At 60.2% G+C, this 12,222-nt stretch carries 9 protein-coding genes; 5 read left to right on the forward strand and 4 right to left on the reverse strand.

Annotated features, from left to right (window positions below; genetic code table 11):
* The 3 genes from AC11W3_RS05060 to scpC all read left to right on the forward strand — a co-directional run.
* Nucleotides 1–221: hypothetical protein (locus AC11W3_RS05060; protein ID WP_484092590.1), on the forward strand; the 221-nt coding region annotated here is incomplete at its 5' end.
* Between the two features lie 164 nt (nucleotides 222–385).
* Entirely contained in the window at nucleotides 386–2,491 is a 2,106-nt protein-coding gene (locus tag AC11W3_RS05065) for a methyl-accepting chemotaxis protein (RefSeq protein ID WP_484089511.1), read from the forward strand.
* Nucleotides 2,492–3,049: 558 nt separating this feature from the next.
* Nucleotides 3,050–4,645 (forward strand): succinyl-CoA:acetate CoA-transferase ScpC, encoded by a 1,596-nt coding sequence (gene scpC / locus AC11W3_RS05070; RefSeq protein ID WP_484092591.1) that lies wholly within the window; start codon nucleotides 3,050–3,052, stop codon nucleotides 4,643–4,645.
* 142 nt (nucleotides 4,646–4,787) lie between these two features.
* On the opposite strand, the gene AC11W3_RS05075 is transcribed toward scpC, so the two are convergent.
* The 4 genes from AC11W3_RS05075 to xerC form a co-directional block, all read right to left on the reverse strand.
* Nucleotides 4,788–5,534: a hypothetical protein gene (locus tag AC11W3_RS05075; RefSeq protein ID WP_484089513.1), complete on the reverse strand. Its 747-nt coding sequence runs from the start codon at nucleotides 5,532–5,534 to the stop codon at nucleotides 4,788–4,790.
* A 302-nt stretch (nucleotides 5,535–5,836) separates the two neighbouring features.
* A complete protein-coding gene (locus AC11W3_RS05080; RefSeq protein WP_484092592.1) occupies nucleotides 5,837–6,487 on the reverse strand; it encodes a response regulator in 651 nt (216 codons plus the stop codon).
* The gene (locus tag AC11W3_RS05085; protein ID WP_484089515.1) at nucleotides 6,484–7,923 is read right to left on the reverse strand and encodes a sensor histidine kinase; all 1,440 of its coding nucleotides are present in this window, start codon (nucleotides 7,921–7,923) and stop codon (nucleotides 6,484–6,486) included. The genes AC11W3_RS05080 and AC11W3_RS05085 overlap by 4 nt, the downstream gene beginning before the upstream one ends.
* Before the next feature lie 20 nt (nucleotides 7,924–7,943).
* The gene (gene xerC, locus AC11W3_RS05090) at nucleotides 7,944–8,846 is read right to left on the reverse strand and encodes a tyrosine recombinase XerC (RefSeq protein ID WP_484089516.1); all 903 of its coding nucleotides are present in this window, start codon (nucleotides 8,844–8,846) and stop codon (nucleotides 7,944–7,946) included.
* A 254-nt stretch (nucleotides 8,847–9,100) separates the two neighbouring features.
* On the opposite strand from xerC, the gene AC11W3_RS05095 reads away from it, so the two are divergent.
* On the forward strand, nucleotides 9,101–10,228 hold the full coding sequence (locus AC11W3_RS05095) for a DUF362 domain-containing protein (protein WP_484089517.1): 1,128 nt from the start codon (nucleotides 9,101–9,103) through the stop codon (nucleotides 10,226–10,228).
* A 496-nt stretch (nucleotides 10,229–10,724) separates the two neighbouring features.
* Entirely contained in the window at nucleotides 10,725–12,191 is a 1,467-nt protein-coding gene (locus AC11W3_RS05100; protein ID WP_484089518.1) for a lytic transglycosylase domain-containing protein, read from the forward strand.
* Nucleotides 12,192–12,222: the final 31 nt, after the last annotated feature.

Here is a 12,222-nt window from a genome sequence, read left to right on the forward strand (position 1 = left end):
TACTCCTCCTTCGTTGCCCGCCTGCTCAAAAGAATACCACTCCCTCTTTGAAAATCTTTGATACGGGTCAAGTTCTGATCATGATGGAATATATTCTCTTGCTAACACAGGTCGCCCTCAAGAAGAGAAGGATAAGAGAAGCCGTGGAGCCTTTGTTGAACCACCTGTTACAGCGCCTGCTGTCACTGTTAGAAAAGTGGTCGCGGCGAAAGCAGTTCTAGCCACCGCCGAGCTACAAATCGTATTGTATGAGTGAATGTTAACCTGGCTGACTATTGGAGGTGGCTAAGGTCGTTGGCGGAATAATCTCTCGCAAAGGCTAAAGTTGCATCCTCAATCGCCGATAGCAATGAACTAACAGTGTTTGGAACATGGAGGAAGCCTGATGTTCAAAAGCAAGCTGATGAAGAAGATCCTTGGCATAATCGGAGCCACCCTTTTCGTGGGACTCAGCATCGTGGGGGTGCTGGCCCTCTGGATCCAGTACCAGGCAAGCATGGACCTGCAGCAGAGGAACAGCCGCACCATGTCCAAGGTCATCATCAATGAAATCTGCGAATTCATGATGAAGGACGATTCCAAGGGCGTCCTCAACCTCGCCAAGGTGGCCAAGGACCAGTTCGGTTTCACCCTGAAGATCTACAACAACGAGGGGAAGGAAAACGGGGCCTCCAGCGGCGAAACCAACCCCGAGGTTCTCAAGGCGCTCTCGGCAGGGAAGCGCCTGGAGACGCGCCAGGTAGAGAACGGCAGCCATACTCTTCGCGAAGTGGTGCCGCTGGTGAACGAGGAGCGCTGCAAACAGTGCCATGATGCCGCAGAGAAGTACCGCGGCGCCCTGCTCATCACCTCTTCCATGGAGGAGGGGTACCAGAGTGCGGTTAGGATGATCGGCATCCTGCTGGCGGTGGGGCTCTGTTTTTTCTTCGGCATGCTGATCTGCATGTATTTCTTCTTCAACAAGACCGTGGTGAGGGATGTCTGTGACTTCTCCAGCAAGCTGAAGGATATAGCGGCGGGTGAGGGGGACCTGACCAAGGAGATAGAGGTCCGCTCCGACGACGAGATCGGCGAGCTCGCCGCGCACATCAATCACCTGATCACGAAGCTGCGCGAGACGATAACGGTGCTTTACCAGTTGGCGGAAAGCATCTCCATCTCGCTTTGCGAGGTCTCCAACCTCACCCGCAGGACGGTGGTCTCGGCAGCGGAACAGAAGGACCGCTCGCAGACGGTTGCGGTAGCTTCCGAGCAGATGGCTGCCACCCTCAACATCGTGGCGGGCAATACCCACCAGGCAGCGGGCTTTTCCGCGGAGGTCGACCAGGCAGCCAACGAGGGGATGGCGGTGGTAGACGGTGTCTGCCAAAGTATCGTGACGGTCAGGGACAACGTGGCCAAGACCCTGAGCACGGTCGACAAGCTGGAGTCTTCCTCGGGCAAGATCGGGGACATCATCAACCTGATCGAGGACATCGCCGACCAGACCAAGCTCCTCGCCCTCAATGCGGCCATCGAGGCAGCGCGCGCAGGGGAGCACGGACGCGGCTTCGCCGTGGTGGCCGACGAGGTCAAGATGCTCTCGGAGAAGACGGCCACCTCGACCAAGGAGATCGCCAAGATCATCATCAACATCCAGAGCGAGAGCCGTGAAGCGGCCTCCTCGATCGTGGAGGAGCAGGAGCGGGTCGAAGAGGGGGTGGCGAAGGCCGCGGCGGCCAAGGAGTGCCTGGAAAGGATCCTGGCGCTGGCTGGCGACACGGCAGTACTGATCAACCAGATCGCCTCGGCCACCGAGGAGCAGAGCGCCACCACCGGTGAGATATCCGACAAGATCCACAACGTCTCCGAATCGGCCACGGTCGTGCATCAGGACATGGTGGAAAGCGACCGGTCCTTCAACATCCTCACCGGGGTGGCCGAGAAGATCTTCGCCACCGTCGGCAAGTTCAGCGTCGGCAACAGGCATGACGTCATCAAGGCCTTGGCTGCCGAGCTGAGGGACAAGGTAGTGGCGACGCTGGAAAAGGGTGTCGCGGAGAAGAGAATTGCCGTAGCCGACCTCTTCGACCGCAATTATCGCCCCATCGCCAACACCTCACCGCAAAAATACAACACAGCCTACGACAAGTTCTTCGACCAGTTCATCCTGCCCCTGCAGGAGGAGATCCTCTCCCGCCAGGGTACCCTCTTCTTCGTGATCTGCGTCGACGACAACGGCTACGTAGCAAGTCACAACCTAAGGTACAGCAAGCCCTTGACCGGCGACCCGGAAAAGGACAGGGACAACAACCGGACCAAGAGGGTTTTCAACGACAAAACCGGCCTCAAGGGAGCCCGGAACACCGAGCCTTTCCTGCTGCAGACCTACATGAGGGACACCGGAGAAATCATGAACGACCTCTCCACCCCGATCTACTTCAACAACAGGCACTGGGGTGCGGTACGGATCGGATACAAAGCCGATAACGGGGCCGGCGTGGTGCGGTGAAAACGTCAAAGGAGATCGCGGTCTCTCGTTTTACAAATGCTGGTATGAAACAAGGGCTTCAATCGAACGTTCGTTCGATTGAAGCCCGAACTTTAACATGAGCTGGCTCCGCCTCCTCAAACACGGTCCTCTCCCCTCACGCAAAAGAATCCCTCCCGCCCCAATTCGCCCCTTTCCGCACCAAACAGCCCGAAACAGCGGAACTTTGCAGTCTTCCTCGTTTTTTGGCTTGACGAGAAAGCCCGATAAGATTAGAGTGCGTTCTGTATACGCCATTGGCGCGATCGGCCTCTGTGGGAGGCGGCAAATCCGCGCCATTGCGTAAAACAGGTTCTTATCGCAGCTCGTACAGCCGCCCCTCCGGAGAGGTCTATTTTTTAGCCTTGACTATGGGGAACCTGTTAAGTAGAATCCGGTTCTACTTTCCCTAAAACAAATCAGCTTTAACTCGCACCACCGGAGGCGGCGGCAACACCTTCGGGATGCACAAATGTCAGCTGCATTAGTGGCTTAGCAGGCTTTTGTCTGTAGACACCAAAACCAAACAGGAGGAAGAAGATGTCGGATTACGGAACACTCCAAGACCGCGTGCGTTGCAAGTCCCTGCTGAGCAAGGTGATGAAGCCGGAAGAGACCATTCAGTTCTTCAAAAACGGCATGAACCTTGGCTGGTCCGGGTTCACCCCCGCCGGTTACCCGAAAGTGGTGCCCATCGCCCTTGCTGAACATGTCGAGAAGAACAACCTGCAGGGCAAGCTGAAGTTCAACCTCTTCATCGGCGCCTCCGTCGGGGCCGAGACCGAGAACCGTTGGGCTCAGAACAAGATGATCGACCGTCGCTGGCCTTACCAGACCGGCAAGGACATCGCCGCTGGCATCAACACCGGCGAGATCCGCATGGGCGACAAGCACCTCTCCCTCTTCGCGCAGGACCTCGGCTACGGCTACTACACCAAGGACTCCGAGACCGGCAAGATTGATCTCGCCATCATCGAAGTTTCCGCCATCACCGAAGACGGCGGCCTGGTCCCGACCTCTTCCTGCGGCGTCATCCCGGAGATCCTGATGATCTGCGACAGGATCATCGTCGAGGTGAACACCGGACAGCCTTCCTTCGAAGGGATCCACGACAACATCTCCTGCCTCCATCCGCCGAACCGCCAGGTGCTGAACATCACCCATGCGAGCTCCAGGATCGGCACCCCCTACATCCCCTGCGATCCCAGCAAGATCATCGCAGTGGTCGAGTCCAAGCTGCGCGACCAGGGCCGTGCCTTCGCCGAGCAGGATGACACCTCCGAGGCCATTGCCGGCCACGTCATCGAGTTCTTCACCCAGGAAGTGAAGGCAGGGCGTCTTCCGAAGAACCTCCTTCCCCTGCAGTCGGGCGTCGGCTCCATCGCCAACGCGGTTATCGGCGGCCTGGCCAAGGGTCCCTTCAGCAACCTGACGGTCTACACCGAGGTTCTGCAGGACACCATGCTTGACCTGTTCGACTCCGGCAAGCTGGACCACGCTTCTTCCTGCTCGCTCTCCCTCTCGGCGACCCCGGGTTTCCCGCGCTTCTTCGAGAACATGGACAAGTACTTCGACAAGATCACCCTGCGTCCGCTCTCCATCTCGAACGCTCCCGAGCCGATCCGCCGTCTGGGTTGCATCGCGATGAATACGCCGGTTGAGATCGACATCTACGCACACGCCAACTCCACCCTGGTGGGCGGTACCCGCATGATCAACGGCATCGGCGGCTCCGGCGACTTCCTGCGGAACGGCTTCCTGAAGATCATGCACACCCCGTCTTCCCGTCCGTCGAAGACCGACCCGACCGGTATCTCCTGCGTGGTGCCGCACTGCTCGCACATCGACCACACCGAGCACGACCTCGACTGCGTGGTCACCGAGCAGGGTCTGGCTGACCTCCGCGGCCTGGCTCCGAAGGACCGCGCCAGGAGAATCATCGAGAAGTGCGCTCATCCGGAGTACAAGGCGCAGCTCACCGAGTACCTCAACATCGCCGAGGCCGACTGCCTCAAAAGGAAAGTGGGCCACGAGCCGCAGCTTTGGGACCGTGCCTTCAAGATGCACCTCAACCTCGAGCGCAACGGCACCATGAAGCTCAAGAACTGGGACGTGAAGATCGACCTCTGCGAATAGCAGCGGGTTCCAGACCAGCAATAAAAGAGGCCCCGCCGGAAACGGCGGGGCCTCTTTTTATAAGCAGGCTTGCTTAGTCGCACCCCCCCCCGAAGGGCGGATCGGAACCAGGCTTTGGTGCGTCAATGTGGGGGATCGTTCTCTACTTGATGTGGCAGGACAGGCAGAGCATCGAGCCGTTCTTGTCGGCCAGCAGGAAATAGTTGCGGGTTGCTCCGGGGATGGTGCTGGCCACGTTGTCCTTGTTGTGGACATCGTGGCAGGAGGCGCAGGTGAAGACCCCCCTGGTGAGCCGTTCCCCGATGCGCTTGGATCCCCCCAGGAAGGTGTTGGTCTCGTCCTTGAGTTCCCCGGGATGGTTGGTGAGTGCTTCGGAGTACAGGAAACCGACGGGGTGGTCGTTGGAGAGGTTGGTGGAACCGGGAAGGCCGTCGTAGTTGGCGAGACCGACGGCGGAGCCGCCGAAGGCGTCGCTGGTGAGCTTGTTGGTGGCGGCTCCGTTACTGTAGTGCTCGTCGACCGCGATGACGCCGTCATGGCAGCTCATGCAGAGCATGGTCGGGCCGGCGAGCGGGTTGGTGATGGTGACGTTGACGGTCGGGGTCCAGTAGGGAACGAAGGACTCCTGGGTGGTGAGCTTGTGGGACCACAGCGGGAGGTAATCGGCCAGTTTCCCGGAGGTGGTGTCGGGGAGCGCGTGGTGCGGAGTGTGGCAGAAGGCGCAGACGCGGCCCTCCGGGTCCTTGACGTTCTCCGTGTACAGGTTCATGTTGTGCATGGAAGCCACAACCCCTGCCTTGGGAACGTTGGTCCCGGTGAAAGTCAGTGCCGATGCGGTTGTGGAGATCATTACGGACACGATCCCTACTGCGACTCCCAGCTTCTTCATCGTCCTCTCTCGTTTCTCATGCCATCCGATGGGGCCTGCGCTTACTTCCGATCTTCTCCCGAGGGCAAGTCACCGGAGATCTGCCCTTGAGCTCATTAGTTTTACACGCAATTTCTATAAATGTCTACATTATTAGACGGTTCTGTCTGCGTCTCTAATTAGAAGAAGGTCCTTGAGGTAAGAGCGGGGCCGGGTATTGTGGTGCGGCTGCTTCCTCGCTCCCTGGTCGGCAGCACGGTCCCAAGAGCCCCCGCGGGACGGGGGACCTTGACTCTTGCGTCCTGCAGCATAGCCACTGACGGCTACAAAAAGAGGGTCTGCTCCATGGTTTTCAGGTATTCGGCCATCCTGTCCCCTTCACGGGTGAGGAGGTACGATTTATCATCGTTCTGCTGGACCATGCCCGCTTCGCGCAGGATCTTCAGGTGGAATACCACCTTGGTATGATCCTCGATGCCCAGCGACCGGGTGATGTCCATGAGGCGTACGGCGGTGCTGGCCTGCAGCAGCATCAGTATCGTTCTGCGGATGGGGCTGGCGACGGAGCTTAACGCCTGATCGACTTCCAGCTTCTTGAATCCTTCCTCGAACCTGGCCTCCTCCAGCACCCTCCGCACCGTGCCGACCAGTTCCTTCACCTTGAAGGGCTTGACCAGGTATTCGGTGGCCCCCGTCTTGATGGCGTCAACGGCGTTTTCCACAGTGGCGAAGGCGGTGATCATGATGACCTTCGGCCTGGGCAGAATTTTTTTCAGCTCCGCCAGGACCTCCAGGCCATTCATCCCCGGCATCATGAAATCGAGCAGCACCACATCGTAATGAGAGTGCCTGATCTTGTGCATGGCCTCCTTGCCGGAGCCGGCTTCCTCCGTGTCGTACCCTTCCGCCTCCAGTACCTCGACCACATACGACCGTAACTGCTGGTCGTCATCGACAACGAGTATCTTCTTCACTTTCCTCCTCCCCGCGGCAACCTGATGTCCACGGTCGTTCCTATTCCGGTGGTGCTGGTCATTTCGATGCTCCCCTTGTGCTGCCTGATGATGCCATAGCAGATGGGCAGGCCGAGGCCGGTGCCGCTGCCTACTTCCTTGGTGGTGAAGAACGGGTCAAAGGCCCGCGAGAGATCATCAGCGTCCATGCCGGTGCCGGTGTCGGAGACCTTCACCTGCACCATGTCGTGGATTGAGGCGGTCGAGATGGTGATGGTGCCCCCTTTGGGCATGGCCTCGACGCCGTTGGACAGGATGTTGATCAGTACCTGCTGGAGCTTCCCCGCATCCCCCATTATGGCGGGGAGGCTGGGCGAGAGTTGTTCCTTGACCTCGACATCCCTCAACTTGTAATGCATGAGCGTCAGCGCCCCATCGATCACGTGATTGATCCGCAGGGGGGCAAAGTCGGTTTCGCGTTGGCGCGAGAACTGGAGGAGTTCCTGGGCGATGGTCGAGGCGCGGTCGATATTCTTCTCCACCGCGGTCAGCCTGCTGACGATTTCCGGGTCCCCGCCGTCACCCTCGAACCGGCTCTTCAGCCTCTCGATCCCTAACGAGGCATTGGTCAGCGGGTTGTTTATCTCATGAGCGATACCGGCCGCAAGCTGCCCCAGCGAAGTCAGCTTTTCCGCCATCACCAGGCGCCTGGCCTGCTGTTCCATCTTCTTCCTCATTTCGATGTCGAAGATCGACAAGGCGGTGACGATGAAGAAGGTGATGGAGAAGGCGGCAGTGGCGCGCAGCAACTCGATGGGGACCGGGAGGGCCGGGACCCAGCTGTAGCCCTGGTTGTAGACGGTGAAGAGGGCGTAAAAGCCGAAGCTGATCCCGGTAAGGGAGACCTTCCTGGCAGCTGCCGGGCTCAGCAGTCGGACCTCACGGGCATTGGCTATCAGCCCGTACGCCGTGACCGTCGCCCCGAAGAAGCCGAAAGCGAACCTGGTCGCCTGGTCTGCCACAAAGAGGGACTGCATGGACAAAGGGTCCTGCCAAAGAATCTTGATGATCACCCCTACCCAGCCGAGGATAAGGGGAATGGTCATCGCCTTGGCCCACCTGACACGCCGGCCGTCTCCTAGTCCCTCCAGCAGCGACAGGCCGAATCTGAGCAGGAAGAGGAACGAGGCGAGGTCGAGGAGGGTGGCCAGTGACTTCGCGAAAAAAAGCTGCGGGTAGCTGAGCCTGTTCACCTCGATCAGCGGGCCTAGCTCAAGCCATTCCCGCGCGCCGTGGACAAAGCCGAAGGTGGCCAGGAGCCAGAGGCTGTCGGCGAGACGGAGATCGCTCCCCCTCATCTCCTTGGCGGAAATGGAGGCGCCCAGGAAAAGGAAGGAGGCCCCGTAGAAAAGGTAGAGCAGATGGAGCGGATTGATGTTGCTGAATAGGTAGTACATTGACTCCGCTGCCGTCCTGTCTATTTCCTCAAGGTTCGTCGCGCTTCCCGCGCCTTCGGGTGAGCCTGATCATAGACCTCCATCAGGCGGTCGATGCTGACATGGGTGTACTTCTGGGTGGTGGAAAGGGAGGCGTGCCCCAGGAGTTCCTGGATGGCGCGCAGGTCGGCGCCTCCTTCCAGAAGGTGCGTGGCGAAGGAGTGGCGCAGGGTGTGCGGAGAGGCCTTGCGCATGGTGGCGATCAGCAGCATGTGAGCCTCCATGATCCTGCCGACGCTGCGCCGGGTGAGCCTTCCCCCCCGGGCGTTGAGAATGAGAGGCTCGCCCGCGGGAGGATTACCACGCTCCGCTAAGTAGGCGTCGAGCGTCTCCCTGGCGAAGGAGCCTACCGGCACGATCCGCTCCTTTCCCCCCTTGCCCAGGACCCGTGCCAGACCTCCCTCGATGTCGAGGTCGCCTACGTTCATCCCGGTCAGCTCGCTGACCCTGATGCCGCAGGAATAGAGCGATTCGAGTACGGCCCGGTCTCTGAGCGGCAGGCCGCTCGTTCCGGGAGGGGCATCCATGAGGGCCGAGACCTGATCGATGTTCATGTGAAAGGGGAGGCGCTTTTCCTTCTTGGGGGTGGCCACCACTTCTGCCGGGTTCTTCTCCAGTCGCCCCTCGCGCAGCAGGAAACGGAAGAAAGCGCGGATGGCAGAGAGTTTCCTGCCGATGGAGCTTTTGCTGTGGCCCTTGTGCAGCTGCGCCAGGTAGGACCTTATCAGCAGGTGGTCGACGTCTTGCGGGGTTCCCCCCTCCTTTTTCCCTGCCAGGAAGGTGGCGAATTGGTCGAGGTCGCTCCGGTAGGCCAGGACGGTATGGCCGGAAACATTTCTTTCCGTCTCCAGATACTGGATGAATTGATCCACGGCCTCTTTCATGGTATCAATCTATAACCCAACAGCGGGGTCTTTTACAACTAGATCCTTTACCTGGAAAGACTTTACTGAACTTTAGGGCAGACTATCCTCACCCCCTCCCTCCCTTTGAAGGTGAGGGGATCGCTTTGTCTCTGTGTGTCGAAAGCAGGCGTCCCCACCGTGACTGGCAGGTGCCTGCACGGGCTAAGGACGTGCCAGGGCACCGTCGCCTTCGACGGAAGGGACGGGGGGGCTGGTTCTGGAATGGTGCCATCATGGAATTAGTAAGCATCGGGCGGGTCCCGCAGTACGATCGGGTCCTGATGAAGGATGGGGTGGTCCGGTTGCTGGAGCCTCTGGGAGGGATGAAGAGCTTCGTCAAGCCCGGGGAACGGGTGCTGGTCAAGCCGAACATGCTCTCTGCCAAGCCCCCTGAGGCTGCGGTCACCACCCATCCGGAGCTGCTGCGGGCAGTGATTGAGCTGGTCCAGGAGTCCGGGGGAGTCGCCCTGGTCGGGGATTCGCCGGGAATCGGAAGCGCCCGGCGGGTGGCCGAGCGCTCGGGGATGCTGAAGGTGATCGAGGAAACGGGAGCCGAATTCGTCCCTTTCAGCCAGACCACAGCCGTGGCCGGGTCCGGCATCTTCCGGGAGTTCGAGCTGGCCCGGCCCTACCTGGAGGCCGACCGGCTGATCAACCTGCCCAAGCTGAAGACCCACGAGATGATGACCATGACCTGCTGCGTCAAGAACCTCTTCGGGGCGGTGGTCGGGACGCAGAAGGCGGCCTGGCACCTGAAGGCGGGGGCGGACAAGGAACTCTTCGCCAGGATGCTGCTCGAGGTCTACCAGCTCCGCCGGCCCGATCTGAACATCGTCGATGCCGTGGTGGCCATGGAGGGAAACGGTCCCGGCAGCGGCGACCCCTGCCAGGTCGGGCTGCTGCTGGCGGGGGGAAATGCCGTTGCCGTCGATGTCATCGCCGCCGAGATAGCCTCGATCCCCAAAAAGCTCCTCTACGTGGAGAACGCCGCCAGGAAGCTCGGGCTCCCCGGTTCGAGGAGGGAGGATATCGCCTGTCGGGGGCTCTCTCCTAATGAAGCCCGGTGCCGGCCCCTGAAACTTCCCCACCTCTCCGACGTCCAGTTCGGGCTGCCGCGCTTGCTGAAAACGAGGCTGACCAACCAGCTGACCTCACGGCCGGAGGCGATCCAGCAGCAGTGCGAACTCTGCGGCATCTGCGTAAATGCTTGTCCTCCCAAGGCAATCAGGGTGCAGGGCGGCCGGCTTCGCTTCGACTACCAGCGCTGCATCCGCTGCTTCTGCTGCCGGGAACTCTGCCCGCACGGTGCCCTGAAGCTCAAGGACGGCTGGCTCCTTTCTCTAATAAAAAAAGTGCCCTGACCGTTCTTATTATCGCCGCACATTGACAATGAAGAGGGGCGGTATTATATTGGAGACATCCTCCGGGAACCACACAGCGAGGGAAATAAAATCCACCAGGGAAAAGGAGAACGAGGAAATGTGGACTAATTTCTTTATGATCCGCCCCGTAACCCACTGCAAAGAGGGTTGCCCTAGTTAGCCCGCCGGGGAAAGACGGCGGGCGTTCCCCTGAGTCCCTCCGCCCTCGACTGCGGCGGGCTCGATTCATCAAAAGGCCCTCTGTCATCCTTGGCAGAAGGGCCTTTTACATTCCGGATCGGGCGTCCCGTGACCTCGGTGCGGCTCGCGGGGCGAAGAGTCGGCCGGTCCCGAGGCAGCACCTGCAGCGCCGGCTGCAGACCCCGCAACTCCCCCGCCTGGACCAGACAAAACCCCTTTAAATTGACAAGTGCGCCAAATTCCGCTATTCTGCACCTCCCGCACCCCTGTGCGGAGAAAGCATAAAAGGGGATTAATGACTAAGGCGATACTCCTGATACTCGCGCTCCTTGCCCCCTGCACGGCACTTGGTTTCCAGTTGCCGGGCGGTTCCGGCGCCGACCACGAATACGCACAGGCCGAGCAAGGGACGGGGAGGGTGCTCCTGGCCTCCGCCACCGCCGAGGCGGGGCTTACCAAGGCGCTGGAGTTGCCGCACTCGGAGCTCTCCGATGACGACTCCGACGACGACCCCGGCGACACGTTGGATCTTCAGCTCCCGGAAGAAGAGCTCCCCGAGTCGGACATACCGCTCACCCTCAACAGCAAAGTCGAGTACTTCATCCGCTATTTTCAGAACCCCGGCCATAACTCCTTTGCCAAGTGGCTCTCCAGGAGCGAGCGCTACATCCCGATGATGAAGACGGTGCTCAAGAAGGAGGGGCTCCCCGAGGACCTGGTCTACCTGGCCATGATCGAGAGCGGCTTCTTGCCGAGAGCCTTTTCCGTGGCCAGCGCGGTGGGGCCGTGGCAGTTCATGTCCGCCACCGGCAAGCGCTACGCCCTGCGCATCGATTCCTGGATCGACGAGAGGCGGGACCCGCTGAAATCGACGGTGGCGGCCGCTCTATATCTCAAGGAGCTCTACGGCCTGTTCAACAAGGACTGGTACCTGGCCGCGGCCGGCTACAACGCCGGCGAGAACAAGATCCTGCGCGCCATCAACATGTACAACAGCCGGGATTTCTGGGAGCTCAGCAAGGGCCAGTACCTCGCCCGCGAAACCAAGGACTACGTCCCCAAGCTGCTGGCTGCCGCGATCATCGCCAAGGAGCCGAGCAAGTACGGCTTCGCCGACGTCGCCTACCTCCCCCCCATCGAATTCGACGTGGTGAAGATCCCTTCCCGCACCGACCTCGAGGTGGCGGCCAAGTCCTGCGGGGTCAGCACCCAGACCATCCGGGAACTGAACCCGGAACTGCGCCGTCTCTCGACGCCGCCGGACTATCCGGGGTACGAGCTGAAGATCCCCAAGGGCACCAGCGGCCTCTTCCTGACCGAGTTCGCCAAGATCCCGGAAAGCGGGCGCTACACGGAGCGGGTACGGCACGTCCAGTACCGGGCCAAGCGGAAGGATACCCTGGCCTCCATCGCCAGGCGCTTCAACACCACAACCCACGCCATAGCCGAAGTCAACGATCTCGGGAAGAAGACCCGGACCCTGCGCGGGCGCGTGCTGACCATCCCGGTTCAGGTGGCTGCGGCGGAAGCGGAGCCGCAGCAGGCGAAGGGGGCGAAAGTCGAGCCCAAGGCGGAGCCGCAGGCGCAGCACGTCGTCAAGTACTACACCGTGAAGAAGGGAGACACCCTCTTCTCGCTGGCCAAGCGTTTCAACGTAACCACCCGGATTCTTTCTGCCTGGAACAACCTCAAGATGAGGGTGGCGCTGAGGCCGGGCAAGCGGATCATCGTCGCCAAGTACCAGGCGAGACAGGCCGGGTAAGTAAACTCCAACTAGACCCTTTGAGAGGATA

The sequence above is a fragment of the Geomonas sp. genome, assembly GCF_056994735.1.

What these genes read in the sequence shown, in the direction of transcription:
- AC11W3_RS05065 (WP_484089511.1), top strand. Translation starts at nt 386, where the DNA reads ATGTTCAAAAGCAAGCTGATGAAGAAGATCCTTGGCATAATCGGAGCC.
- scpC (WP_484092591.1), top strand. Translation starts at nt 3,050, where the DNA reads ATGTCGGATTACGGAACACTCCAAGACCGCGTGCGTTGCAAGTCCCTG.
- AC11W3_RS05075 (WP_484089513.1), bottom strand. Translation starts at nt 5,534, where the DNA reads ATGAAGAAGCTGGGAGTCGCAGTAGGGATCGTGTCCGTAATGATCTCC.
- AC11W3_RS05085 (WP_484089515.1), bottom strand. Translation starts at nt 7,923, where the DNA reads ATGTACTACCTATTCAGCAACATCAATCCGCTCCATCTGCTCTACCTT.
- xerC (WP_484089516.1), bottom strand. Translation starts at nt 8,846, where the DNA reads ATGAAAGAGGCCGTGGATCAATTCATCCAGTATCTGGAGACGGAAAGA.
- AC11W3_RS05095 (WP_484089517.1), top strand. Translation starts at nt 9,101, where the DNA reads ATGGAATTAGTAAGCATCGGGCGGGTCCCGCAGTACGATCGGGTCCTG.
- AC11W3_RS05100 (WP_484089518.1), top strand. Translation starts at nt 10,725, where the DNA reads ATGACTAAGGCGATACTCCTGATACTCGCGCTCCTTGCCCCCTGCACG.